Source organism: Gibbsiella dentisursi, assembly GCF_039539505.1.
GTDB lineage: Bacteria > Pseudomonadota > Gammaproteobacteria > Enterobacterales > Enterobacteriaceae > Gibbsiella > Gibbsiella quercinecans.
The window spans coordinates 131,926-156,519 of the sequence record NZ_BAABDG010000009.1; the positions used below are offsets into that span (position 1 = coordinate 131,926).

General features: G+C 59.2%; 20 protein-coding genes. 16 read left to right on the forward strand and 4 right to left on the reverse strand.

Annotated features, from left to right (window positions below; genetic code table 11):
* Positions 1–30: 30 nt before the first annotated feature.
* The 7 genes from ABFX35_RS19555 (at position 31) to dsdC (ending at position 9,472) form a co-directional block, all read left to right on the forward strand.
* Positions 31–1,572, forward strand: a complete 1,542-nt coding sequence (locus tag ABFX35_RS19555; RefSeq protein ID WP_346082549.1) for a xylose ABC transporter ATP-binding protein — start codon at positions 31–33, stop codon at positions 1,570–1,572.
* Entirely contained in the window at positions 1,550–2,734 is a 1,185-nt protein-coding gene (gene xylH, locus ABFX35_RS19560) for a xylose ABC transporter permease XylH (RefSeq protein WP_279023608.1), read from the forward strand. Before ABFX35_RS19555 ends, xylH begins: the two co-directional genes overlap by 23 nt.
* A 252-nt stretch (positions 2,735–2,986) precedes the next feature.
* Positions 2,987–4,165 carry a D-xylose utilization transcriptional activator XylR gene (gene xylR / locus ABFX35_RS19565; protein ID WP_346082551.1) on the forward strand — a complete coding sequence of 393 codons (1,179 nt, stop codon included), beginning with the start codon at positions 2,987–2,989 and terminating at the stop codon, positions 4,163–4,165.
* Positions 4,166–4,313: 148 nt separating this feature from the next.
* Positions 4,314–5,657 carry an esterase-like activity of phytase family protein gene (locus ABFX35_RS19570; protein WP_346082552.1) on the forward strand — a complete coding sequence of 448 codons (1,344 nt, stop codon included), beginning with the start codon at positions 4,314–4,316 and terminating at the stop codon, positions 5,655–5,657.
* 674 nt (positions 5,658–6,331) lie between these two features.
* Complete coding sequence (gene katB, locus ABFX35_RS19575; RefSeq protein ID WP_279023685.1) at positions 6,332–7,798, forward strand: catalase KatB; 1,467 nt, start codon at positions 6,332–6,334, stop codon at positions 7,796–7,798.
* Positions 7,799–7,860: 62 nt separating this feature from the next.
* Positions 7,861–8,400 (forward strand): ankyrin repeat domain-containing protein, encoded by a 540-nt coding sequence (locus ABFX35_RS19580; RefSeq protein ID WP_279023615.1) that lies wholly within the window; start codon positions 7,861–7,863, stop codon positions 8,398–8,400.
* Positions 8,401–8,527: 127 nt separating this feature from the next.
* The gene (dsdC, locus tag ABFX35_RS19585) at positions 8,528–9,472 is read left to right on the forward strand and encodes a DNA-binding transcriptional regulator DsdC (RefSeq protein ID WP_346082553.1); all 945 of its coding nucleotides are present in this window, start codon (positions 8,528–8,530) and stop codon (positions 9,470–9,472) included.
* Between the two features lie 6 nt (positions 9,473–9,478).
* On the opposite strand, the gene argE is transcribed toward dsdC, so the two are convergent.
* The 3 genes from argE to ABFX35_RS19600 are packed head-to-tail and all read right to left on the reverse strand — an operon-like array spanning position 9,479 to position 11,731.
* Positions 9,479–10,642 (reverse strand): acetylornithine deacetylase, encoded by a 1,164-nt coding sequence (gene argE / locus ABFX35_RS19590; RefSeq protein WP_346082554.1) that lies wholly within the window; start codon positions 10,640–10,642, stop codon positions 9,479–9,481.
* Positions 10,635–11,309, reverse strand: a complete 675-nt coding sequence (locus tag ABFX35_RS19595; protein WP_121552822.1) for a DUF1028 domain-containing protein — start codon at positions 11,307–11,309, stop codon at positions 10,635–10,637. Before ABFX35_RS19595 ends, argE begins: the two co-directional genes overlap by 8 nt.
* Positions 11,306–11,731: a RidA family protein gene (locus tag ABFX35_RS19600; RefSeq protein WP_095846419.1), complete on the reverse strand. Its 426-nt coding sequence runs from the start codon at positions 11,729–11,731 to the stop codon at positions 11,306–11,308. Before ABFX35_RS19600 ends, ABFX35_RS19595 begins: the two co-directional genes overlap by 4 nt.
* A 485-nt stretch (positions 11,732–12,216) precedes the next feature.
* Between ABFX35_RS19600 and ABFX35_RS19605 the strand changes: the two genes are divergently transcribed.
* The 6 genes from ABFX35_RS19605 (at position 12,217) to ABFX35_RS19630 (ending at position 18,371) form a co-directional block, all read left to right on the forward strand.
* On the forward strand, positions 12,217–13,737 hold the full coding sequence (locus tag ABFX35_RS19605; RefSeq protein ID WP_346082556.1) for an amino acid ABC transporter permease/ATP-binding protein: 1,521 nt from the start codon (positions 12,217–12,219) through the stop codon (positions 13,735–13,737).
* Between the two features lie 56 nt (positions 13,738–13,793).
* Positions 13,794–14,660, forward strand: coding sequence for a phytanoyl-CoA dioxygenase family protein (locus ABFX35_RS19610; RefSeq protein ID WP_346082557.1), 867 nt, complete (start codon positions 13,794–13,796; stop codon positions 14,658–14,660).
* A gap of 90 nt (positions 14,661–14,750) precedes the next feature.
* Positions 14,751–15,584 (forward strand): ABC transporter substrate-binding protein, encoded by an 834-nt coding sequence (locus tag ABFX35_RS19615; RefSeq protein ID WP_428832222.1) that lies wholly within the window; start codon positions 14,751–14,753, stop codon positions 15,582–15,584.
* Between the two features lie 102 nt (positions 15,585–15,686).
* Entirely contained in the window at positions 15,687–16,418 is a 732-nt protein-coding gene (locus ABFX35_RS19620) for a class II aldolase and adducin N-terminal domain-containing protein (protein WP_346082560.1), read from the forward strand.
* 147 nt (positions 16,419–16,565) lie between these two features.
* Positions 16,566–16,802 (forward strand): DUF4282 domain-containing protein, encoded by a 237-nt coding sequence (locus ABFX35_RS19625; protein ID WP_095846415.1) that lies wholly within the window; start codon positions 16,566–16,568, stop codon positions 16,800–16,802.
* 120 nt (positions 16,803–16,922) lie between these two features.
* Positions 16,923–18,371 (forward strand): alpha/beta hydrolase, encoded by a 1,449-nt coding sequence (locus ABFX35_RS19630; protein ID WP_279023640.1) that lies wholly within the window; start codon positions 16,923–16,925, stop codon positions 18,369–18,371.
* A gap of 7 nt (positions 18,372–18,378) precedes the next feature.
* Here ABFX35_RS19630 and ABFX35_RS19635 read toward each other — a convergent pair whose 3' ends face one another.
* A complete protein-coding gene (locus ABFX35_RS19635) occupies positions 18,379–19,128 on the reverse strand; it encodes an NAD-dependent epimerase/dehydratase family protein (RefSeq protein WP_095846413.1) in 750 nt (249 codons plus the stop codon).
* Between the two features lie 617 nt (positions 19,129–19,745).
* Here ABFX35_RS19635 and bglF point away from each other — a divergent pair.
* The 3 genes from bglF (at position 19,746) to ABFX35_RS19650 (ending at position 24,593) form a co-directional block, all read left to right on the forward strand.
* The gene (gene bglF / locus ABFX35_RS19640) at positions 19,746–21,629 is read left to right on the forward strand and encodes a PTS beta-glucoside transporter subunit IIABC (RefSeq protein ID WP_279023643.1); all 1,884 of its coding nucleotides are present in this window, start codon (positions 19,746–19,748) and stop codon (positions 21,627–21,629) included.
* 12 nt (positions 21,630–21,641) lie between these two features.
* The gene (locus ABFX35_RS19645; RefSeq protein WP_095846411.1) at positions 21,642–23,045 is read left to right on the forward strand and encodes a glycoside hydrolase family 1 protein; all 1,404 of its coding nucleotides are present in this window, start codon (positions 21,642–21,644) and stop codon (positions 23,043–23,045) included.
* 162 nt (positions 23,046–23,207) lie between these two features.
* Positions 23,208–24,593, forward strand: a complete 1,386-nt coding sequence (locus tag ABFX35_RS19650; RefSeq protein ID WP_346082562.1) for a carbohydrate porin — start codon at positions 23,208–23,210, stop codon at positions 24,591–24,593.
* The last annotated feature ends 1 nt before the right edge of the window (position 24,594 follow it).

A 24,594-nucleotide genomic window follows, 5' to 3' on the forward strand; every position in this document is an offset into this window, starting at 1 on the left:
TTCATTTGACGCAGTAATGCGGAGGGAATAATGCCCTGCCTGTTGGAAATGAAAAATATCACTAAACAGTTCGGCGTGGTAAAAGCCGTGGATAACGTCAGTCTGCAATTAGACGCGGGGCAGGTATTATCCTTATGTGGTGAAAATGGATCGGGTAAATCCACTTTAATGAAAGTGCTGTGCGGAATATATCCGCACGGCAATTACCAGGGGGAGATTTATTTTTCCGGGGATTTATTAACCGCAAAAACTATTCGCGATACTGAACAAAAGGGTATCGCCATTATTCACCAGGAGCTGGCGCTGGTGAAACAAATGACGGTGCTGGAAAACATGTTTCTCGGCAGCGAGTGGGGCCGTTTCGGGTTAATGGATTATGACGCGATGTTCTTGCGCTGCCAGCGCATGCTGGCGCAGGTCAAGCTGGCGGTGGATCCCCACACCCGCGTCGGCGAGCTGGGGCTGGGGCAGCAGCAACTGGTGGAGATCGCCAAGGCGCTGAACAAACAGGTGCGTTTATTGGTGCTGGATGAACCGACCGCATCGCTGACGGAAAACGAAACCGCCACGCTGCTGGCGATCATCCGCGATCTGCGCGATCACGGCATTGCCTGCATTTATATTTCGCACAAGCTCAATGAGGTAAAAGCGATCTCGGATCTGATCTGTGTGATCCGCGACGGCAAGCACATCGGCACCCGCGCGGCGGCCAGCATGAGCGAAGATGACATCATCGCCATGATGGTCGGGCGCGAGCTGACCGAACTGTATCCCCAGGAGCCGCATGATATCGGCGAGGTGATCCTGCAGGTGGAAAACCTCAGCGCCTGGCACCCTGTGAACCGCCATGTGCGCCGGGTTGACGATGTTTCCTTTACCCTGCGGCGCGGCGAAATCCTCGGCGTGGCCGGGCTGGTCGGCTCCGGCCGCACCGAGACCATGCAGTGCCTGTTCGGCGCTTATCCCGGCCGCTGGCAAGGGCGTATCACCATCGACGGGCAGCCAGCCACCATCAACAACTGCCGCCAGGCGATGGAATACGGCATCGCCATGGTGCCAGAAGATCGCAAACGCGATGGCATCGTGCCGGTGATGGGGGTGGGTGCCAATATGACGCTGGCCGCGCTGGGGGATTTCAGCGGCAGGCTCACCACGCTGGACGACGCGCGTGAGCAGGCCACCATTCAGCAGTCGCTGGCGCGGCTGCGGGTGAAAACCTCTTCGCCGGAGCTGGCGATCGCCCGGCTAAGCGGCGGCAATCAGCAAAAGGCCATCCTGGCGAAATGCCTGTTGCTGAACCCGAAAATCCTGATTCTGGATGAGCCGACGCGCGGCATCGATATCGGTGCGAAACAAGAAATCTACAAGCTAATCAATCAATTGGTGCAGCAAGGTATCGCGGTGATCGTCGTGTCTTCCGAACTGCCGGAAGTGCTGGGGCTAAGCGATAGGGTGTTGGTGATGCACCAGGGGCAGATTAAGGCTTCCCTGACTAACCGCGGCCTCACTCAGGAACAGGTGATGGAAGCGGCTTTGCGGAGTGAAACACATGTTGAAAAGCACAGAGTCTGAAGCAAGCCTGTCGGCAGCGGCAGAGAAGCAACCGTTGCTTAAACGCAGCCCGATTAACCTGCAGGTGTTCGTGATGTTGGCGGCGATCGTCGTCATTATGCTGTTCTTTACCTTTACCACCGACGGCGCCTACCTGAGCGCGCGCAATATTTCCAACCTGCTGCGCCAGACGGCGATCACCGGCATCCTGGCGGTGGGCATGGTGTTCGTAATTATTTCGGCGGAGATCGATCTGTCGGTGGGATCGATGATGGGGTTGTTGGGGGGCGCGGCGGCGATCTTCGACGTTTGGTTTGGCTGGCCGCTGCCGTTGACCATCGTGGTGACGCTGGTGGCGGGGCTGCTACTGGGGGCATGGAACGGCTGGTGGGTTGCTTATCGCAAGGTGCCCTCGTTTATCGTCACCCTGGCCGGGATGCTGGCATTCCGCGGCATCCTGATCGGCATCACCAACGGCACCACGGTATCGCCGACCAGCAGCGCGATGTCGCAGATCGGCCAGAGCTATCTGCCGGGCGGCGTGGGCTTTGGCATTGGTGCGATTGGCCTGATGCTGTTTGTGGCCTGGCAGTGGCGGCAGCGCAGCCGGCGCGCGCAGCTTGGCCTGCCGGTGGTCGCGGCACGCGGCGACGTGGCCCGCCAGAGCATCCTGGCGGTGATTGTGCTGGGCGCCGTTTATCTGCTGAACGACTACCGCGGCGTGCCGACGCCGGTGCTGATCCTCACTGCCCTGATGCTGGCCGGGATGTTCATGGCCACCCGCACCGCCTTTGGCCGGCGGATTTACGCCATCGGCGGCAATATCGACGCCGCGCGCCTGTCGGGGGTGAACGTTGAGCGCACCAAGCTGGCGGTGTTCGCCATCAACGGCCTGATGGTGGCGATTGCCGGGCTGATCCTCAGCTCACGCCTGGGCGCCGGTTCGCCTTCCGCCGGCAACATTGCCGAACTGGACGCCATCGCCGCCTGCGTGATCGGCGGCACCAGCCTGGCCGGCGGCATCGGCAGCGTGGCGGGGGCGGTGATGGGGGCGTTTATCATGGCGTCGCTCGACAACGGCATGAGCATGCTGGATGTCCCCACTTTCTGGCAGTACATCGTGAAAGGCAGCATCTTGCTGCTGGCGGTGTGGATGGATTCCGCAACCAAACGGCGGGTGTAAAAAGCGCGCTGGCTCACAGTTATCGTGCAATTATTCCAGCTCGCTGGCCGGCGTGTGCTATCCAGATAGCCGGGCTGTGTCCCGCCATCGTGCGTGAGAGCCGCTGGCGGCCATTGGGCCGCGCTTCTGCGTTGCTCGCCGTTTAATTGGGGCCGGCCAAACTGCACGGCTCGCGCCTTGATGTCTTTATAAATGGCTACTCACTGCCGGCTCTCGCGGGCTTTGCCCGCGTGTTTTCCAGGAGTGTACACCATGTTCGAGAAGCGCTACCGCATCACGTTACTGTTCAACGCCAACAAAGTATATGACCGCCAGGTTGTGGAAGGCGTCGGCGAGTATTTGCAGGCATCGCAGTGTGACTGGGACATTTTTATCGAAGAGGACTTTCGTTGCCGTATCGATAACATCAGGGAGTGGTTGGGGGATGGGGTGATCGCCGATTACGACGATCGCGAAATTGAACGCCTGTTGGCGAACGTGAATGTGCCGATCGTCGGCGTCGGCGGCTCTTATCACCGCCGCGAGGATTACCCGCCGGTGCATTATATCGCCACCGATAACGCCGCGCTGGTCGAAGCAGCCTTTATGCACCTGAAGGAAAAGGGGCTGAACCGCTTTGCTTTTTACGGTTTGCCGATCGAGGGCGGTAAACGTTGGGCGCAGGAGCGTGAGCATGCCTTCCGCCAACGGGTGGCGGCCGAGCAATATCAGGGGGTGGTGTACCAGGGCATGGCCACCGCGCCGGAAAACTGGCAATACGCCCAGAACCGCCTGGCGGACTGGGTGCAAACGCTGCCGCTGCAAACCGGCATTATCGCCGTGACCGACGCCCGTGCGCGCCATCTGCTGCAGGTGTGCGAGCATCTGGACATTGCGGTGCCGGAAAAGCTGTGTGTGATCGGTATCGATAACGAAGAGCTGACGCGCTACCTGTCGCGGGTGGCGCTCTCCTCGGTGGCGCAGGGAACGCGCCAGATGGGCTACCGCGCCGCCAAACTGCTACATCAGTTGCTCAATGGGCAACGGCCGCCGCTGCAGCGCATTCTGGTGCCGCCGGTGAAGGTGATTGAACGCCGCTCCACCGATTTCCGTTCGCTGCGCGATCCGGCGGTGATTCAGGCGATGCACTACATTCGCCACCACGCCTGCAAAGGCATCAAGGTGGAGCAGGTGCTGGATGCGGTGGGCATGTCGCGTTCCAATCTGGAAAAGCGCTTCAAAGACGAAACGGGCCAGACCATCCACAACATGATCTATCAGGAAAAGCTTGAGCGCGCCCGCAACCTGTTGACGGCCACCTCGTTGGCGATTAACGAGATTTCGCAAATGTGCGGCTACCCGTCGTTGCAATATTTCTATTCGGTGTTCAAAAAGGGCTACGGCACCACGCCCAGGGAGTATCGGGCGCGGTTTGGCGAAGTGGGGTACTAATGGCGGCCCAGGGATGGGCCGCATCATCCCGCCGATGCATCGGCAACTTGAAGGATGAAGGGTATAAATCATATTTCTGTCATTACGGCTCCCTATAGTGGCGTTGCTTTTACCTTTGTGTACAGATAACAATCAGGGAGCCTGAAAGATGCATATAACAAAAACACGCCTGGCGCTGTTGGCCGCCTGTATGATGTGCAGCCAGCCGCTGTGGGCACAGCAAGAAGTTTCCGCCGAGCTGGCCGGGCATGCCCTGCTGCCGGTGAAATCCACCGTAGCCACGCCCGCCGATGCGCCGGTGGATCTGCAGCAGAGCGGCAAGTACACCAGCGGCCAACGGGTGACGGAACTGGGCAGCGTGCCGGGGAAATCCGCCGATCGCTTAACCGGCATCGGGTTGCCGATTAATGGCCAGCCGCTGCAAGGGCATTCCGGCATCAAACATATGCCGGACGGCACTTACTGGGTGCTGACCGACAACGGCTTCGGCAGCAAGGCCAACTCGCCGGACGCTATGCTGTATCTCAACCATTACAACATCGATTTCAAGGCCGGCACCGTTACGCCGCTGAAGACCGTGTTCCTGCACGATCCGGATAAAAAGGTGCCGTTCCATATCGTCAACGAGAGCACGGAAAAACGCTATCTGACCGGCAGTGATTTTGATCCGGAAAGCTTCCAGTTTGCCGGTGGCGCGCTGTGGATCGGCGATGAGTTCGGTCCGTATCTGATTAAGGCCGATCTTGACGGCAAGATACTGGCGGTGTTCGACACCCTGGTCGACGGCAAGATCGTGAAATCCCCCGACAACCCGACGCTGACCCTGCCGGGTACGCCGAATAGCAAGCTGAACTTCCAGGTGTCGCGCTCCAAAGGCTTTGAAGGCATGGCCGCCTCGCCGGACGGCAGCAAGCTGTATCCGCTGTTGGAAGGCGCGCTGTGGGATGGCGAGCAGTTTGAAAACGTTGACGGCAAGCGCTATCTGCGCGTGCTGGAATTTGACGTCAAACAGCAGCAGTGGACCGGCCGCAGCTGGCGGTATGTGCTGGAAGACAACCAGAACGCGATTGGCGATTTCAACATGATTGACGCTACGCACGGGTTGGTCATTGAGCGTGATAACGGTGAAGGCACCGAAGACAAGGCCTGCGCCAACGGTGCGGCGACCGCCAACTGTTTTAGCGACGTGGCGAAATTCAAGCGCGTGTACCGCATCGCGTTTTCCGATGCCAACGTCGGCAAGCCGGTGGACAAACAGGCCTATATCGATCTGCTCAAGATTAAAGACCCTAACGCCGTGGCGCGTAAGCCGCTGAACAACGGTGTGTTCACCTTCCCGTTCTTTACCATTGAGAACGTCGACGTGGTGGACGGCAGCCATATCATCGTTGGTAATGACAACAACTTCCCATTCTCCTCCAGCCGCCTGCCCAACGTGGCGGATGACAACGAGTTTATTTTGTTAGAGGCGAAGGGCTTGCTGCAGCCGTAATCGGCAATGGTAATCAAGCCCCCGGCAGGGGGCTTGATTAAGCCCGGCTCTCCCCGTGCCCGCCAGGGCAAAATGTTAAACTGTGACGCCTCTCAAAAAAGCAGCCTTTATTCGTTCGGCTTGCTAATTGGTTTTTCCCTTTTCCTCTCGGGCATCTTCCCCCTTTTCCGCGCGGAAGTAACGTTCAGCCTATTAATTCGATAGTGGCCGTTGGCTCACTAATCCGTGTAATGCCATGTAGAGTGAGCGTGATTTCAGGCAGATAGCCTGTATCACCCGACGCAGGAAAAGCCAAGGCGGCGGCAACGCGCAGATCAAGGTGGGGAACAGCGAGCCCGGATAAACAAAACGGCCGATAGGCCAGACCTGACAGAAACAATAAGTGTGCTGAATGTGTTCGGTGATTCCACGTCGCCGTTACGCAGGGATGCCCTTTGCGTTTTTTTAGCAGATGGCGCCGGTCGGCGGCGAAGCACGAGCCAACGGACGGCTTTCCTTATCCTCTGCCTTTGCGCCGTAAAAAAAAACAGGCTGTGGGCGCTAGCGCCAGCGCGGGAATGCGTTTTACCACAATAACCGATGAGGATAGCGTTATGAGCAATAACCGTATCACCGGCGGCTTCATCACCCGGAAAAAGCTGCTGGTTGTTTTAACTTCGTTGGCCATCAGCCCGATGACGCTGGCAGAGACCTTAACCCGCGATAACGGCGCGCCGGTGGGTGATAACCAGAATTCGCAAACGGCCGGCGCCGGCGGCCCGGTGCTGTTGCAGGATGTGCAACTGCTGCAAAAGCTCCAGCGGTTTGATCGCGAGCGTATCCCCGAGCGCGTGGTGCACGCGCGCGGCACCGGGGCGCACGGTGAGTTCACCGCCACGGCGGATATTTCCGATCTGACCATGGCGAAAGTGTTTACCGCAGGCAGCAAAACGCCGGTGTTTGTTCGTTTCTCTAGCGTGGTGCACGGCAACCACTCGCCGGAAACGCTGCGCGATCCGCGCGGGTTCGCCACCAAGTTCTATACCACCGAAGGCAACTGGGATCTGGTCGGCAATAACTTCCCCACGTTCTTTATTCGCGATGCCATCAAGTTCCCGGATATGGTGCACGCGTTCAAGCCGGATCCCCGCACCAACCTGGATGACGATTCACGCCGCTTCGATTTCTTTTCCCACGTGCCGGAATCGATCCGCACCCTGACGCTGCTCTACTCCAATGAAGGGACGCCGGCTTCCTATCGCAATATGGACGGCAACGGGGTTCATGCCTATAAGCTGGTGAACGCCAAGGGCGAAGTACATTACGTCAAGTTCCACTGGAAGACGCTGCAGGGGATAAAAAACCTGGATCCACAGCAGGTTGAGCAGGTGCAGGGCAAAGACTACAGCCACATGACGCACGATCTGGTGGCGGCGATCAACCGTGGCGACTACCCAAAATGGGATCTCTACATCCAGGTGCTGAAGCCGGAAGATCTGAAGACGTTTGATTTTGATCCGCTGGACGCCACCAAGATTTGGCCCAACGTGCCGGAGCGCAAAATCGGCCAGATGGTGCTGAATAAAAACCCGGACAACGTATTCCAGGAAACCGAACAGGTGGCGATGGCGCCTTCCAACCTGGTACCGGGGATTGAACCTTCGGAGGATAAACTGCTGCAGGGGCGCCTGTTCGCCTATGCCGATACGCAGATCTATCGCATCGGGGCCAACGGGCTGAGCCTGCCGATTAACCGGCCGCATAGCCCGGTTAACAACGGCAACCAGGACGGCAGCCTCAACGGCGGCCACACGCAGGATAAAGGGGTGAATTACCAGCCAAGCCGCCTCTACCCGCGCGAAGAGCTGGCTTCCGCCCGCTACAGCCACACGCCGCTGGAAGGCACCACGCAGCAAAGCAAAATCCAGCGCGAACAGAACTTCAAGCAGACCGGCGAACTGTACCGCGCGTACAGCAAGAAAGAACAGGACGATCTGGTGAACAGCCTGGGTACATCGCTGGCCGGCACCGATACGGAAAGCAAGAACATCATGCTGTCCTATTTCTACAAGGCGGATAAGGACTACGGCACGCGCCTGACCGGCGTGGCAAAAGGGGATTTGGCCACGGTACAAAAATTGGCGGATAAGCTTTCCGACTGATGTAAAGAGTAGGCGCCCGCACCACGGTGTGGGCTGCCTGGCATGCTGATGAGGAAAACGCGATGAAAGCGCTTTATCTACTGTTTTGCCTGTTGGCCGCGCCGGTGTCGGCCGTTCAGGCGCCGAATGCCGCCAACGAGCAACAGATCAAGCAACAGCTGAACAACTACCTGTGGGATGCGGCGCGGGCGGGCGATGGCGGCGTGATCGATAGCTTTATCGCCGCCAAATACAATCTTAACGTGCAGGATGAACACGGCTATACCGCGGTGATCCTGGCCGCCTACCACGGCCATCAGGCGGCGGTGGAAAACCTGTTGAATGCCGGGGCCGACCCTTGCCTGCGCGATAGGCGCGGCAATACCGCGCTGATGGGGGCGATTTTCAAAGGCGAGGTGAAAATCGCCCGCCGGCTGATCGCCGCCAAATGCAATCCGGATACGCGCAACAATGCCGGGCAAACGGCGGCCATGTATGCCGCGTTGTTCCAGCGGCATGCGCTGTTGGAACAGCTCAAGGCCAAAGGCGCCGATATGCGCGCTACCGACGCCAACGGCAATAACGTCGCCGCGCTGGCGCGCGGGGAAATTAACGGCCATTGAGCCAGGCCGGCCCGCGCCGTGGGGATTTTTTCGCCCGCCGGTGATATAAAATCACTTGCCCCGGGCGGTGGCGGTTGCTGCCTGCCGGGGCGCGCCGCATTGTAGAGCCGCCTGGAGCAAGGGAATCATGACCAACGCACCGCACCGTTTATTGCCGCCTAAAACGCCGCTGACCAGCCACCAGCTTTCACGGCTGCACACCTTTGAGGCGGCCGCGCGCCTGGGCTCGTTTGCGCAGGCCGCCGATGAGCTGGCCATTACCCCCAGTGCGGTCAGCCACCGCATCAACCAACTGGAGGCGGCGCTGGGCTTTCGGTTATTCCAGCGCTTTCACCGCCGCATCGCTTTGACATTGGAAGGTGAACGGGTGTTCTGGCGCCTGAGGGCCTCGCTCGACAACATCAATCAGGAAATTCTCGACATTAAAAGCCAGGCGCTTTCCGGTGTACTGACCGTCTATTGCCGCCCGTCGATCGCCCAGTGCTGGCTGGTGCCCAGGCTGGCCGATTTCGCCCGCCGTTATCCGGCCATCAGCCTGAATATTCTGACCGGCAACGAGCGGGTAAACTTTAGCGGCGCCGGGGTCGATCTGGCCATCTACTTTGACGACCAACCGCCGGAAAATCTGGCCTGTGTGCCGCTGATGGCGGAATCCATCTTGCCGGTTTGCAGCCCCGACTATGCCCGGCGCTTTGGCCTGACTGGCCGGCCGGAAAAGCTGGCCGGTGCCGCTTTGCTGCACGATCGCCAGGCGTGGAGCGATGATTCGGGCAGCGGCGAATGGCACGCCTGGGCGGCGCATTTCGGCATGGTGCTGGATACCGCCCAGCCGGGAATGGGGTTTGATCGTTCGGATCTGGCGGTGATCGCCGCGATCAATCACGGCGGCGTCGCCATGGGGCGGCAGCGGCTGGTCAGCGCATGGCTCGCCAGCGGCGAACTGGTGGCGCCGTTTCCGGGTATGGCGATGCCGTGCGCCCAGCGCTACTACATCGCCACCCCGTCGGAGCGCCGGTGGCCGAAAATCGCGGCTTTCAGCGATTGGTTGAGGGCGGTCGCCGAGAACGGCTGATGCCGTCTAGCCGCCGGGTGTGGCCTGCAGCCAGCGGCACAGGCGCAGCATAAAGGCATCGCAAGCCTGCAATTGCTCAAGGGTGATGAATTCGTCTGGCTTATGGCCTTGATCCATCGCGCCGGGGCCGCACACCAGCGTCGGCACGCCATGCTGTTGGAACAGACCACCCTCGGTGCCGAATGCGACGGTTTGCAGCGCGGCGGGCGGGGGCAGCATGGCCAGGATAGCATCGAGCGCGGCGGCAGGCTGGGTTTCCAACGCCGGATAACGGCTGAGCGTGGTGAAGGTGATGTCGCACTCTGGCGCCACCGCCCGCATCTCCGGCAGCAGGCTGCGCTGCGCCCAACGGGTGATGTCGTCCACCAGCCGTTGGGCGTCCACGCCCGGCAGCGTGCGGATTTCAAAATCAAACTGGCAGTGCGCCGGGACGATGTTCAGCGCCTTGCCGCCGGCAATCACCCCTGTTTGCAGGGTAGAAAACGGCGGATCGAACGCCAGGTTTTGCTGCTGATGCAGCGTCTGCGCCAGAGCCATCAACCGCTGCATGATGCGCACCGCGTACTCAATGGCGTTAACTCCGGCGGGCGTATAGGCCGAATGGCAGGCAAACCCGGTCACTTCGCAGCGCACGGCGATTTTGCCTTTATGGCCTAGCACGGGCCGCATCGACGTGGGTTCGCCAACGATGCAGGCGGCGGGCCGGCTCGGCAGGTGCTCAAGCCCCGCCAGCAGGCTATGCACCCCTTTGCAGCCCACCTCTTCGTCATAGCTGAACGCCAGCCACACCGGCAGGCGCAGCGGTGCGGCACACAGGCGCGGCACCAGCGCCAGCACCGCCGCCAGCCAGCTTTTCATATCGGCGGTGCCGCGCCCGTACAGCTTGCCGTCGCGCTCCGTCAGGGCAAAAGGATCGCTTTGCCAGCGTTGCCCATCCACCGGCACCACGTCGGTGTGGCCGGAGAGCATAATCCCCGGCCGATCCTGTGGCCCAATCACCGCCAGCAGGTTGGCTTTGTCGCCGCCGGCATCGTGAAACAGCCGGCTGCTGATGCCATAGCCGGCCAGATAGCGGCGCACGTAGTCGATCAGCGCCAGGTTGCTGTTGCGGCTGACGGTGTCAAAGGCGATCAGATCGGCCAGAATGGCGCGGGTGCTGGGGTTACTCATCACCTGGCACGCCGTAGCTGGGCGCCTCCAGCGGGTTAACCGCCCGCACCAGGTAATCTTCACTCTGCGGTTGCCAGCGTTGCCACAGGCCAGCCAGTTGATTGATGGCGTCTTCATGCCAGTCAACGCGCAGATCGGTCAATGGCCAGCTCTGATTACTGACGATTTTCATTCCGGCGGAGTAGATCGGCCCGGCTTCGCCGCCAGCGTGTAAACCGGCCTGCAGCGCGGCGATCAGCCGATCGCCCAGCGCCAGGTGGGGCGCGCGGGTAAAGGCGGCGATCATGGCGTCAATCACGCCGGGGTTGGCCAGCATATTGCCCGCCGCCACGCAGTGTTCGCCGATGGCGGTGTGGTGCACGCCCAGCGTGTGCGCGCCTTCAAACACCGCGCGGTTGCCGCGGTTATCCAGCACGGTGACCTGGCGATAATCGGCATAGGGCTCTTGCGCCATGGCGGTATCCAGCGCCTGTTGCGCCGTGTGCCCCTGCGCCAGCAGCGCCAGGATTTGCGGGCCGAGCGCGGGCAGGGTGACGTTCTGGCTGGATACTGCGCCCACGCCGCTCATCAGCCACGGGCAGCGCGCCGCCACCGCCATGCTGGACGAACTGAGCGCAATGCCGTACTGCCCACTGCGCGGGCAAAATCCGCTTACCGAAAAGGTCATGCTTCCTCCTCGGGGATCACCGCGATCACATCGATTTCCACCAGCCACTGCGGCTGCGCCAGCCCGGAAACCACCAGCCCGGTCGAGATCGGGAATACGCCTTTCAGCCATTTTCCCACTTCCTGATAAACCGGTTCGCGGTAGCGCGGGTCGGTAATGTAGGTGGTGGTCTTGACGATATGGCGCAGATCGCTGCCCGCCTCTTCCAGCAGTTGTTTGATGTTTTTCATCGCTTGCTCGGCCTGTTTGCCCGCATCGCCCAGCCCGATCAGATTGCCCGCGAAATCGGTGCCGACCTGCCCGCGCACATACACGGTGTTGCCGGCCCGAACGGCCTGGCAGAGATCGTTATTCAGCGTTTGGTTGGGGTAGGTGTCCTTGGTGTTGAACATGCGAATGCGGGTATGGGTAGGTTGACTCATGATTAACTCCTTAATAGGCCGGCCGGCTGGTGATCATCGTGGCGCCTGATTACCCGGGGCGCCCTCGTTGCATAACCGCCATTCTTCATGCGGGAGCGGCGGAAAATAAATAATGATTTTTCTTCGGGAACGCTAAAGAAAAACTGGCCTGGTTAAATTCGCGTTATTTCACCTTAACGCAGGGAAAAATACCCACATAGCCCGTTTGCGCGGCGGCGTTTTGCCGCCAAGGCCAGTTTTTGACTATAGCCTGCGTCGGAAAATATGAATTTAACTCCCGGCCGCGCCGTGAAAGAAATAGGGAAACCAATAAAAACCATCGTGAGCCTGCACCGGAGAAGCCAGACATGCATTCATACCTGCCAATTTGCATCCCTGCGGCACACGGCCTGGCGGTCGCGCCGCAGCATAACGACACCCGGACGGCTATTCCCGCCGCTGCTGTTTATCTGCTGGTAACGCCATAAACCTGCGGGAGTAGCGTTATGACCTTTGACTGGAGCTACATGCTTGGCCTGCTGAGCGACGTAGACTTCTGGCTGGCCACCTGGACGGTGATCAAGCTAAGCCTGCTGACCTGGGCCATCAGTATCGTGCTGGGGTTTATTCTGGCGCTGGGCAAACAGGCGCGGCACCCCTTGCTGAATCTGTCGGCCAGGGGCTATATCTGGCTGTTTCGCAGCATGCCGTTGCTGGTGCTGCTGATCTTTGTCTATAACCTGCCGCAGGCGTTGCCGGCGTCTTCGGTGCTGCTGGGCGATCCTTTCTATGCCGGCCTGATTGCGCTGGTGTTGAGTGAAGCCGCCTACATCGCTGAAATCCATCGCGGCGGCCTGCTGTCGATCCCGAAAGGGCAGAGCGAGGCGGCGCGGGCATTGGGGCTGCGTTTCACCGGCATCCAGTGGCGGGTGATCATTCCGCAGGCGCTGCGGGTGGCGCTGCCGGCGCTGGCCAACGAATATATCTCCATCGTGAAGCTCAGCTCGCTGGTTTCGGTGATCTCGCTGACGGAGATCCTGATGGTGGGCCAGCGGCTCTATTCGCAAAACTTCCTGGTGATGGAAACCATGACCGCCGTCGCGTTCTATTACGTGCTGATCGTCACGGTGTTTGATTTCCTGCTCAAACGTCTGGAGCTGTACCTGGATGTTACCCAGCGTAAAAGCGCGCGCAGCGTCGAGCCGGCATTGTTTGAGCTGGCCGCGCAGCCTGCCGCCGGCGTGTTGCGCCCGGCGCCGACCAACGGCAGCCCGGCCCTGCAGGCTACGCGGCTGCATAAAGCCTATAACAATGTTGAAGTGCTCGGTGCCGTCAGCCTGCAGATTCAACCCGGTGAAGTGGTGTCTGTCATCGGCCCTTCCGGCTCGGGGAAAACCACGCTGATTCGCCTGCTGAACGGCCTGGAGCAGATCGACAACGGCGAAATCATGATCAACGGCCAGCCGTTTATTCACCTGAATCAGCAGGGGCAGCAGAAGCCGCGTTTTGTTGAGCACTCCGAGCATCGTTTGAATATCGGCATGGTTTTTCAAAGCTTTAACCTGTTCCCGCACCTGACGGTAATCAACAACCTGCTGCTGGCGCCGCGCTACCACCGGCTGGCAGAGGAAAGTGAACTGCAACGCCAGGCCTGCGCGCTGCTGCAAAAAGTGGGCATGCTCGAGCATGCCTATAAATACCCGCATCAGCTTTCCGGCGGCCAGCAACAGCGCGTGGCGATCGCCCGGGCGTTAATGATGCGCCCGCAAATCATGCTGTTCGACGAACCCACCTCGGCGCTTGATCCGGAAAAGGTCAATGAAGTGTTGCAGGTGATTGAAACATTGGCCAAAGAAGGGATCACCATGGTGATTGTCACCCATGAGATGAACTTCGCCTTCAAGGTTTCCGACCGGATTGTGTTTATGGAGAAAGGACGGGTGGTATGCGACGAGGCGCCGCAGGCGCTGCGTGACGGCCGCCACCCGCGAGTGGAAGCATTTCTGAAGGACGTTTCGCTGGCTTAGGCATACATACCGGCCTCGCCTTGGGCGTTGTTTAACGTTATTTCATCGGGGGAATCATGATTACGCAAGCACAGATCGACAGGTTTCACCAGGACGGTTATTTGGTGGTCGAGGACGTTTTAACACCACAAGAGATCAGCGCCCTACAGGGCGATTTTGACCGCTGGGTGGCGCAAAGCCGCGAGCACAGCGCCGCCTATGGCCATACCCAGGACGGCCGCGCCCGCTTTGATCTGGAAAACGACCACCGGGCGGATCATCCCTCGCTGCGCCGGGTCAGTTCGCCCACCGAGATCTCGCCGGCCTATTACCAGGCGGCGTTCCAGTCACGCATGGCGGAGATTGCCGCGCAACTGATCGGCGGCAGCGGCATACGTTTTCACCACAGCAAGGTCAATTCCAAACTGCCGCATACCGCCACGCAGGTGAAGTGGCACCAGGACTTTCTTTTCACCCCGCACAGCAACGACGACATCATCACTGCCCTGCTGATGGTGGGCGACGTTACGCCGGAAAACGGCCCGCTGAACGTGGTGCCCGGCAGCCATAAAGGGCCGCTGTACTCGCATTGGCAGCATGAGCGTTTCAGCGGCGCGGTGAGCGATGAGGTGGTTGCGCAGCACTGCCAACGGCCGGTGGCTTGTTTTGGCCCGGCCGGTTCCGTGTGCTTTATGCATACTCGCCTGCTGCATGCTTCCAGCCCGAATGAAACCGAACTGCCGCGCACGCTGTTTATCTGCGTCTATGCGGCAGAAGACGCACTGCCGTTTGGCGATAACCCATTGCCCAGCGAACACGGCGGCCAGATGGTACAGGGCACGGAAAGCGGCCTGGTGCGTTGCACGCCGAACCAGGTGCGCCTGCCGCAAAAACCGCGCGGCGCGTCGTTCTTTGTACAGCAGGCCGGCCAGGAGGCCAATTGAGGCGAGCCGCCTTGTCGTTATAACCCTGGGGATGTGCACGTGGCTCTATCCCTGACAATCCTTGATCGCTGTGGAGGTTGTATGAAACTAATGACGTGTTTTCGGGCTGCTCACCGGGCCGCTGGCGTGTTAACCGCAGGGGCCTTACTGCTCGCTTCCCACGGGGCCGGTGCGGCGTTCCTGCAGCCGGGCAAAATCATTGCCGGCTCGGATTTGACCTTTTTCCCTTATGAATACATGGAGAAAAACAAACCGGCGGGCTTCGACATCGAGTTTCTCGATGGGTTGGCTGAGGTGATGGGTCGCCAGGCCGAGAATATCGACACCCGCTTCCCTAACCTGATCACCGGCCTGCAAGGCGGGCGGTTCGATATCATTAACTCGTCGATGTACATCACGGCGGAGCGCATGAAGGTGATCGACATGATCCCCTACCTGAAAAGCGGCGAGGCGATCCTGTCGCTGAAAGGCAGCGACTACCAGCCCAAACGCCCGGAGGATTTTTGCGGCCACAAAATCGGTTCAATGGGTGCCACTTCCTGGCTACAGCAATTGCATAAACTCTCGGCGGAGTACTGTGTGAAAAACGGCCTGCAGCCGATCGCCATCAGCGAATATACCACCGATCCGCAAACCACCCAGGCGCTGCTGTCCCGCGCAGTTGAAGCGCAGATCACCGATGCGGCGGTGGCGCGCGGCGCGGTGGAGAAGCTGAGTAACCGCATCGTGATTTCCTCCGACACACTGATCTATCCGGTGCTGAATGGCTTTGGCGTGAAAAAGGGCAATGATGAAGTGAAACAGGCGCTGATTGAGGGGTTGGAGAAATTCAGCAAGACGGAAAAATACGCCGCCCTGCTGCAAAAATACCGCTTCCAGGCACCGACGGCGGAAGACATCAAAACGTTGATGCCAACGCCGTAGAATCATCCGCGGCTCGCCGCCGGCCACACGGCCGCGGCTGAACAGGGTGTGGGCAACATTGCCCACACGCCGGCAGGTTAACGATGCACAGCAGGTACAAATATGGCACTCACTTTTGAAGAGCAAACGCGTATCGATCTGGCGGCGGCGTTTCGCATTATCGCTAAGCTGGGAATGCATGAAGCGGTGGCTAACCACTTCAGCGCCGCGATTTCCGCCGATGGCAAACAGTTTTTACTCAACCCGAAATGGATGCACTTTTCACGCATCCGCGCCAGCGATCTGCTGCTGTTGCACGCCGACGATGAAAGCGCCGGGCAGCGTAGCGATGTCGACGCTACCGCCTGGGCGATCCACGGGCAAATCCACCAGCGGCTGCCGCAGGTGCGGGTGGTGATGCACCTGCACCCGGTTTACGCCACCACCATCGCCTGCCTGGAAAACGCGACCATTCCGCCAATCGATCAAAACACCGCGCGCTATTTCAACCGGGTGGCGCTCGACAGCCTGTACGGCGGCATGGCTGATACGCGAGAGGAGGGGGCGCGGCTGGCTGCGTTGCTGCAGGGGCATAGCCGCCTGCTGATGGGCAACCACGGGGTGATGGTGACGGCCCCCACGGTGGGCGAAGCCTTCGATGATATCTGGACGTTGGAGCGCGCCTGCCAAATTCTGGTGAACGCCTACGCCACCGGGCAACCTTTGCGCATTCTGGATGCGGCGGTAGCGGAGAAAACCGCGCGTGACTGGGAGAAGATCCGTGATTTTTCCCAGCGGCATTTTGCCGAGATGAAGCTGTTGCTGCAGCGTGAAGATCCGTCGTTTGCTGACTGATGCCACTCTGGCCGCCAGGGCAGACAGTTGAAATAACCTGAGGTTTATTCTTGATATTCCGGGGTAAAACTTCCTACTATTCAGTGCTGCCTGGCAGCATATGGGCATTTACGCCTCTGGGATGGTGAATTATATGGAAGGATTACAATGAGGAATATTTTCTTTTTCGACGCGATGCTCACCCCGAAAATCATCACCGCCGTGTATTGGCTGTGCCTGCTGAGCATTGTTTTCGGCGGCGTCGGCGCGATGTTCTACGGTGAGTTTTTTCGCGGTTTGTTTGCGATCATCATCGGCGGTATTTTTACTCGCGTCTGTTTTGAAATGATCATTATTGCGTTTAAAAATAATGAATACCTGCGGAAAATCGCTGAAAAACCGTGATTTCCCCAGTCAGCGCCGGGCTTGCCCCGGTGTTGCCGGCCCTGTCTCTCTTAAACAACCCTTTCTTGCGCATTCCGCGCGCTATAATCACGGTGAATTTTGCGTTAATCAGGAGCAGGCATGCTTTCCAGGGTAATAATCAGGTGGACCAAACGGCTGGTGGTGGTGATTGCCACCGTATTGCTGACGCTGTTTGCGGTGCGCATTTACGATAGCCAACGCGGGCCTGCGCTGGAGCCGTGGCACACTTTTGTGCCGCATGAAATGAACAGCGCAGAGCTGGACAAAGCTACCTGGGCCGATTACCTGGCCGCCGAGCAGCGGGTGTTTGATGAGGTAAAAACCCAGGTTACTGACAAGCTTGATCCCAGCGAACGTATCCCGATTAACCGCTATTTTGCCGGTAGCCCGATTTATCCGGGGCATTTCGCCCAGGACTGGAACCGTTCCTATGAGCTGATGCCGCAGGGGGCGCCGCGCGGCGCGGTGGTGCTGTTGCACGGCCTGACGGATTCACCCTATAGCCTGCGCCATATTGCCGAGAATTACCGCCAGCACGGCTATGTTGTCGTGGGTATTCGCCTGCCGGCGCACGGCACTGTGCCCGGCGCGCTGACCGATATCGAATGGCGTGATTGGCTGGCCGCCACCCGGCTGGCGGTGCGCGAGGCGCATAGCCGGATAGGCGCCGACAAGCCGCTGCACATCGTCGGCTTTTCCAACGGCGGCGCGCTGGCGATGAAATACGCGCTGGACGCGCTGAACGATCCGCACCTGGTTGCTCCGCAGCGGCTGATTTTGATTTCACCGATGATCGGCGTCACCAGCTTTGCCCGCTTTGCCGGGATCGCCGGCTGGCCGGCCGTGTTCCCGGCGTTCGCCAAAGCCGCCTGGCTTGGCGTGCTGCCGGAGTTTAACCCGTTTAAATACAATTCATTCCCGGTCAACGGCGCGCGCCAGTCCTACCTGCTTAGCCGTTCGCTGCAGCAGGAGATCGCCCGGGCGGCGCGTGAAGGGCGCCTGGATAAGCTGCCGCCGGTGTTGACGTTCCAGTCGGTGATGGATTCTACCGTCAGCACCCGCGCGGTGATCCGCGCGCTGTATAACGAACTGCCGGCCAACGGCAGCGAACTGGTGCTGTTTGACGTAAACCGCACGGTGAACTTCGGCCCACTACTGCGGCCCAATGCCGCCTCTGCGGTCAATCAACTGCTGCCTGCGCCGCCGCGCCGCTACCAGACCACGGTGATCGCCAACGCATCACCGGAGAGCAGCGAAGCGATCGCCCGTATTACGCCGGCGGGCGAGGTGGCGGAGAGCACGCAGACGCTGGGGATGAATTATCCGCCGGATATTTATTCGCTTTCCCACGTTGCCCTGCCGTTCCCGGTCAGCGACTCGTTGTATGGCCGTTACCCGCAGCGGCGCGATGAGTTTGGCATCAGCCTGGGAACCATTGCCGCACGGGGCGAGCGCTCCGTGCTGGTGGTGGATCTCGACACGCTGATGCGTATCGCGTCCAACCCGTTCTACCCGTATCTGCTGCAGCGCATCGACAATAAGCTGTAGCGGCCGTCTAGAGGAAGCCGAGGATGCTGAAGGCGTCATCCTGCGGAACGTAGCCGAGCAGGCGGGTGGTTTCTTCCAGCGAGAGGCGTTTGTAGCTATTGTTGGAGATGCCGTGCACCACGGCATACTGCACGTTTTTCACCCGCAGGCAGCGATCGAGCAGATCGGTGGCGTCGCGGTGGCTGAGGTAAGCGCTCATATCGCGGGCGCTCGGGCGTTTATCGGCGGCCAGGGTGGTGAAATTGGCAAAACGCACGGCGACGGCGGATAGCCGTTGTTGATGCGCATAATAGGCGGCGATGCTTTCGCCCAGCGCTTTGCTGAGCCCGTAGAAGTTTTTCGGCCTGGGGGTATCTTCTGGCCGCACCTGGTAATCCAGAGGGTAGCCCTCAACCGCCTGGGCACTGCTGGCGAACACCACGCGCCGGCAGCCCGCTTCTTTAGCCGCGCGGAAAATATTGGCCGTGCCCAGGATGTTATTGTTCATCAGCGAGGGATAAAAACCGGCAGCGGGTGAGGTATCGGCCGCCAAATGCAAGACGGTGTCGATATTGGCGCAGGCCTGGCGGCAGGCCGCGATATCGGTAATATCGCAGGCGATGGCCTGATCGTTGGCGCCGATGTCCGTCAGCATTGCGGTATCCCGTTCCGCTAACCGCAGGGGGTAGCGATCGCCGATGGCCTTGCGGAATACCGTTGCCACACGCCCTGCGGCGCCCGTGATCAGCACCCGCCCCATCTCGTTGCGCAATGTCATGGCTGCATTTTTCCTTAAAAGCAAATCCCGTTCCTTCCCGCACAGTAATAATCCCACCCGCGCATTTTGTCTATACATCAATAAAATAAGTTAATGTATTTGGTGTGATATACATCAATGAAACAGCGAATTTGGCGGCGGGATATGCCGTTTTGTCCAGGCTCCAGTACGGCGGTTTTGATTGGAGTGATTTGTTTGGATAGCTAATTATTACCGACGTTATGTATTTTTTTGCGCATTTTGTGCGAAATGAATCCGGCAGGGTCTCCGCAGGCAATGGCGGGTGTGATTTGAAATTCATTAATTTAATAACATAAGAATTATTTATATTAATGTTTGCCGGGGCGGCGGCGGCGATCTGTATGCCAGATCACACTTTGCAAATTTCGCCGCACAAGCACTTGCCCAGAGAAAAACGGCAGTGTTACCGTCATGGCTCAGCCATTTTAGGGTTGTCACTGTTCTCACAGGCAAAACCTAAACCTCGTGCTTCTGTAGCCCTCATTGGGGCCAGAGGCGATGAGGTTTAGGTTTTTTTTTGCGCCGAATTTGGCCCACGGCGGGTTGGCCACCGCGGTTGGCGCCAGACGGCAAGGGACGTAGCTAAGGATGACAAGATGAAATATGAACAATTAGCCAGTGAGATTTTGGCCGGCGTCGGTGGCCGCGACAATATAAAAAGCCTGGTGCACTGCGCCACCCGGCTGCGTTTCAAGCTGCGTGACAACCAGCAGGCAGACGCCGAAGCGCTGAAGAAAAACGCCGGCGTGATCATGGTGGTAGAGAGCGGCGGGCAGTTCCAGGTGGTGATTGGCAACCACGTCGGCGATGTTTATGCCGCGATTAATCAGGCGGCCGGGTTGGCGGAAGCCGAATCGGGCGCGCAGGATGACGGCGGCAAGAAAGACAACCTGTTCAGCCGTTTTATCGATATCGTCTCCGGGATTTTTACCCCGTTGCTGGGCGTGATGGCGGCTTCGGGGATCCTGAAAGGGGCGCTGTCGCTGGCGTTGGCCTGTGGTTGGCTGCAGGCCGAGAGCGGAACCTACCGTATCTGGTTTGCCGCCAGCGACGCGCTGTTCTACTTCCTGCCGATCATGCTGGGTTACACCGCCGGGAAAAAATTTGGCGGCAACCCGTTCGTCACCATGACCATCGGCGCCGCGCTGACCCATCCGCTGATGATTGCGGCGTTCGACGCCGCGCAGCAGCCGGGCGCGGCGACGGAATACTTCCTTGGCATGCCGGTCACGTTCATCAACTATGCCTCGTCGGTTATCCCGATTATTTTTGCCGCCTGGCTCTCCTGCAAGCTGGAACCGCTGTTTAACCGCATGCTGCACAGCGCACTGCGCAATTTCTTCAGCCCGCTGCTGTGTCTGGCGATTGTCGTACCGCTGACGTTCCTGCTGATCGGCCCGGCAGCCACCTGGCTTAGCCACCTGCTGGCCAACGGCTACCAGGCGATCCACGCGTTTAATCCGATCATCGCCGGGGCGTTGATCGGCGCGTTGTGGCAGGTGTGCGTGATCTTCGGCCTGCATTGGGGGTTGGTGCCGTTGATGATTAACAACCTGAGCGTGCTGGGCCGCGACACCATGGTGCCGCTGCTGCTGCCGGCGGTGATGGGGCAGGTGGGGGCCACGCTTGGGGTGATGTTGCGCACCCGCGACGCCAAACTGCGCGTGATGGCCGGTTCCGCCGTGACCGCCGGGATCTTCGGCATCACTGAACCGGCGGTCTATGGCGTCACTTTGCCGAACAAACGGCCGTTTATCTTCGGCTGTATCGGCGGCGCGCTGGGCGGGGCAGTAATCGGCTATTTCCACAGTGCGGTTTACTCATTTGGCTTGGCCAGCGTGTTTTCCTTCGCGCAAATCATTCCGCCTACCGGCTTTGACGCCACCGTGCTGGGCGCGATTGCCGGCACGCTGCTGTCGTTCCTCTTCGCCGCCATTACCAGCTACCTTTTCGGCCTGGCGCCGCAGCCGGCGAAAGTAGCAGAAGAGGCCCCGGCGGCCGCACCGTCTGCCACCCCGCTGAACCGCAAGACGTTGATTGCCAGCCCGATCGCCGGCGACGTGCTGCCGCTGGATCAGATTGCAGACCCAACCTTCGCCAGCGGCCTGCTGGGCAAAGGCGCCGCCATTGTGCCGCAGCAGGGGCGGGCGGTTTCGCCGGTGAACGGTACGGTGGCTTCACTGTTCAAAACCCGCCATGCCATCGGCATTGAGTCTGATGACGGCGCACAGGTGCTGATCCATATCGGCATCGACACCGTCAAGCTGGATGGCCAGCACTTTATCGCCCACGTTGCCGAAGGCGATCGGGTTCAGCAAGGCGACCTACTGATTGAATTTGACCTGGCGGCCATCCGCGCCGCGGGTTTCGACACCACAACGCCAATCATCATCAGCAACACTGAAGACTACATTGACGTTTTGGCCACCGATCCCGGCCCGGTGCAGGAACAGGCACCGCTGCTGACTTTATTACGCTAAGAGGAGATAACGATGACCAGCAAGTTTCCAGACAATTTCCTGTGGGGTGGCGCCGTAGCGGCAAACCAGGTGGAAGGGGCTTACCAGCAGGATGGCAAAGGGCTGTCGACCTCCGATTTGCAGCCAGCCGGGGTGTTCGGCCCGGTAACGCCGCGCGTCCCTGGCGACAGTGGCATCAAGGATGTGGCGATCGATCTCTATCATCGTTACCCGGAAGACATCGCACTGTTTGCGGAAATGGGCTTCAAATGCCTGCGTACCTCCATCGCCTGGACGCGTATTTTCCCGCAGGGCGATGAAGAAACCCCGAACGAAGCCGGGTTGGCGTTTTACGATCGGCTGTTTGATGAAATGGCTAAATACGGCATCACGCCGCTGATTACCCTGTCGCATTATGAAATGCCCTACGGGCTGGTGAAGCAATACGGTGGCTGGAGCAGCCGACAGGTGATCGGCTTCTTTGAACGTTATGCGCGCACCGTGTTCGAGCGTTACAAACACAAGGTGAAGCATTGGCTGACGTTCAATGAGATCAACATGTCGCTGCACGCGCCGTTCACCGGCGTCGGCCTGCCGGAAGGCAGCAGCAAGAGCGACGTCTACCAGGCCATTCACCATCAATTGGTGGCCAGCGCCAGGGCGGTGAAAGCCTGCCATGAGTTAGTGCCGGGCGGGAAAATCGGCAATATGCTGCTTGGCGGCATTTTGTATCCACTAAGCTGCCGGCCGGAAGACGTGCTGGAAACCCAGCGCCAGAACCGCGGCTGGCAGTTCTTTGGCGATGTGCAGGCGCGCGGCTACTACCCGGCCTATATGCAGCGCTTCTTCCGCGAAAACGGCATTGAAGTTGATATCAGCGAAGAAGACAAACAGGCGCTGCGCGAAACCGTCGATTTTATCTCTTTCAGCTACTACATGAGCGGCTGCGTGACCGCCGACGAAGCGCTGAACCACACGGCGCGCGCCAATATTCTCAATATGGTGCCGAACCCGCATCTGCAAAGCTCCGAATGGGGCTGGCAGATTGATCCTATCGGCCTGCGCTTCCTGCTCAACGAACTGTATGACCGTTACCAGAAGCCGTTGTTTATCGTGGAGAACGGGCTGGGCGCTAAGGATCGCGTTGAGGCGGATGGCAGCATCAACGATGACTATCGTATTGATTATATTAACGATCACCTGGTACAGGTGCGCGAGGCGATTGACGATGGCGTTGAAGTTATGGGCTATACCAGCTGGGGGCCGATCGATCTGGTCAGCGCGTCCAAAGCGGAAATGTCCAAGCGTTACGGCTTTATTTACGTCGATCGCGACGATGCCGGCAACGGCAGCCTGGCGCGTAGCCGTAAGAAAAGCTTCTATTGGTATCGCGATGTGATCCAAAGCAACGGCGGCAGCCTGAAAGTTAAGGGCTAAACGCCACGCTATTTGCCCAGGCGCAACGCCTGGGCATTGTCTGGGCCGATCAACGGCCGCCGCTTGAAAAATAACTTTTACCAACAATGGGTATTACCTCCCAGGGATTGCTGTTGCCTACAGAAAGTGATGCGCATATTTGCGTCGATAAGGAGAATAAAAATGAAATATCGGTTATCCGGCGCGGCGGCCTTTACCGCCGCCCTGCTGATTTGCACCAGCGCAGAGGCGCAAGCAGCGCAGGCCGAACGCGCTGAAACACCCGAATGGCAAGGGGTTGCATTGGGTTTTGAGCCGCCAAAAGCGGGGCTGTTGGGGGATATGTTGGGGATCAGGCCGATCCTGGAAGATCACGGCTTCCACTATACGTTGGGCTACCTGAGCCAGATCTCCTATAACGCCGGCGGCGGGTACAACCATGATAAACAGGCGTCTTATATTGATCAGTTCGCATTTACCTTCAGCCAGGACCTGGAAGCATTAACGGGCATCCCGGATGCGGCGATCGAGGGGAATATCGTTAATCGTAACCATGACAACAGCCTGACGCGCGATCGGTTGCAGGATCAACGGGTCAACATCACCGATCTGTCGCAGGAAAGCTACGGCGGCCAGTCGATTACCCGATTGGGTTGGCTGACATTCAGCCGCAGCTTTGACGATCGCCGCCTGCATTGGCGCATTGGCCTGATGAATAAAGTGCAGGATTTCGATCAGATTATCCCGTGTGATTTCCAAACCCTGAACCTGTGCGGCGGCAAATCAGCCAGTTCGCTCACCTGGTACAACTGGAACGTGCACTACTGGGGCACCACCTTGCAGTACAAGCTTACCGATGGCCTGACCCTGAAGACCGGGGTGCTGGAACAAAACCCGCAGGCGACCAGCCGCAGCCATGCCTGGAGTTGGTCCACCAAGGGTAGCAAAGGCATTCTGCTGCCGGTGGAGCTGGAGCTGAAAACCAATTACTTTAATCAGTTGCCCGGGATTTATAACCTGGGTGTGCTGTTTACCAACGCGGAGCAGCAGGATCTGTATCGTGGCGTCTCCGGCGGGCCGGGCGCGACCGATCCAGACGGCTACCGCACCCATGACCGCACCTGGTTCCTGTATACCGGCTTTAATCAGCAGGTGACGCGCCACGCGGACGACGCCAACCGCGGCCTGAGCGTGTCTTACAGCCTGGGCGTGGGCGATAAGCGCTCCAACTATATCCACTACACCACCTCTGCCAGCGTTCGCTATCGCGGTATGTTTGACGCGCGGCCAAACGACTGGCTGGGGTTGGGTGTTTCCATGGTGAAAGTGAGCGACAGCTATAAAGATAACCTGCGCTATCTGAACCAAATTAATAACGCCAGCAGCGCTAGCGATCCAAACTACTACCCGATACCGGGCCATTCGGTCACGGCGGAGCTGTATTATCGCGTTGAAGTTACCCCGTGGCTGCAGTTGCAGCCGGGCCTGCAATATTGGCATCACCCCGGTGGTGTGAGTGACACGCAGGATGCCTGGGTAACCGCGCTGAAAACGGTGGTGACGTTCTAAC

Excerpts from the sequence above, each read along its gene's own strand:
- katB (WP_279023685.1), top strand. The coding sequence starts at position 6,332 with ATGACGCTGGCAGAGACCTTAACCCGCGATAACGGCGCGCCGGTGGGT.
- ABFX35_RS19615 (WP_428832222.1), top strand. The coding sequence starts at position 14,751 with ATGACGTGTTTTCGGGCTGCTCACCGGGCCGCTGGCGTGTTAACCGCA.
- ABFX35_RS19620 (WP_346082560.1), top strand. The coding sequence starts at position 15,687 with ATGGCACTCACTTTTGAAGAGCAAACGCGTATCGATCTGGCGGCGGCG.
- ABFX35_RS19600 (WP_095846419.1), bottom strand. The coding sequence starts at position 11,731 with ATGAGTCAACCTACCCATACCCGCATTCGCATGTTCAACACCAAGGAC.
- ABFX35_RS19605 (WP_346082556.1), top strand. The coding sequence starts at position 12,217 with ATGACCTTTGACTGGAGCTACATGCTTGGCCTGCTGAGCGACGTAGAC.
- ABFX35_RS19610 (WP_346082557.1), top strand. The coding sequence starts at position 13,794 with ATGATTACGCAAGCACAGATCGACAGGTTTCACCAGGACGGTTATTTG.
- ABFX35_RS19555 (WP_346082549.1), top strand. The coding sequence starts at position 31 with ATGCCCTGCCTGTTGGAAATGAAAAATATCACTAAACAGTTCGGCGTG.
- ABFX35_RS19650 (WP_346082562.1), top strand. The coding sequence starts at position 23,208 with ATGAAATATCGGTTATCCGGCGCGGCGGCCTTTACCGCCGCCCTGCTG.
- ABFX35_RS19645 (WP_095846411.1), top strand. The coding sequence starts at position 21,642 with ATGACCAGCAAGTTTCCAGACAATTTCCTGTGGGGTGGCGCCGTAGCG.
- bglF (WP_279023643.1), top strand. The coding sequence starts at position 19,746 with ATGAAATATGAACAATTAGCCAGTGAGATTTTGGCCGGCGTCGGTGGC.
- xylH (WP_279023608.1), top strand. The coding sequence starts at position 1,550 with ATGTTGAAAAGCACAGAGTCTGAAGCAAGCCTGTCGGCAGCGGCAGAG.
- ABFX35_RS19595 (WP_121552822.1), bottom strand. The coding sequence starts at position 11,309 with ATGACCTTTTCGGTAAGCGGATTTTGCCCGCGCAGTGGGCAGTACGGC.
- dsdC (WP_346082553.1), top strand. The coding sequence starts at position 8,528 with ATGACCAACGCACCGCACCGTTTATTGCCGCCTAAAACGCCGCTGACC.
- ABFX35_RS19635 (WP_095846413.1), bottom strand. The coding sequence starts at position 19,128 with ATGACATTGCGCAACGAGATGGGGCGGGTGCTGATCACGGGCGCCGCA.
- xylR (WP_346082551.1), top strand. The coding sequence starts at position 2,987 with ATGTTCGAGAAGCGCTACCGCATCACGTTACTGTTCAACGCCAACAAA.
- ABFX35_RS19570 (WP_346082552.1), top strand. The coding sequence starts at position 4,314 with ATGCATATAACAAAAACACGCCTGGCGCTGTTGGCCGCCTGTATGATG.
- argE (WP_346082554.1), bottom strand. The coding sequence starts at position 10,642 with ATGAGTAACCCCAGCACCCGCGCCATTCTGGCCGATCTGATCGCCTTT.
- ABFX35_RS19625 (WP_095846415.1), top strand. The coding sequence starts at position 16,566 with ATGAGGAATATTTTCTTTTTCGACGCGATGCTCACCCCGAAAATCATC.
- ABFX35_RS19580 (WP_279023615.1), top strand. The coding sequence starts at position 7,861 with ATGAAAGCGCTTTATCTACTGTTTTGCCTGTTGGCCGCGCCGGTGTCG.
- ABFX35_RS19630 (WP_279023640.1), top strand. The coding sequence starts at position 16,923 with ATGCTTTCCAGGGTAATAATCAGGTGGACCAAACGGCTGGTGGTGGTG.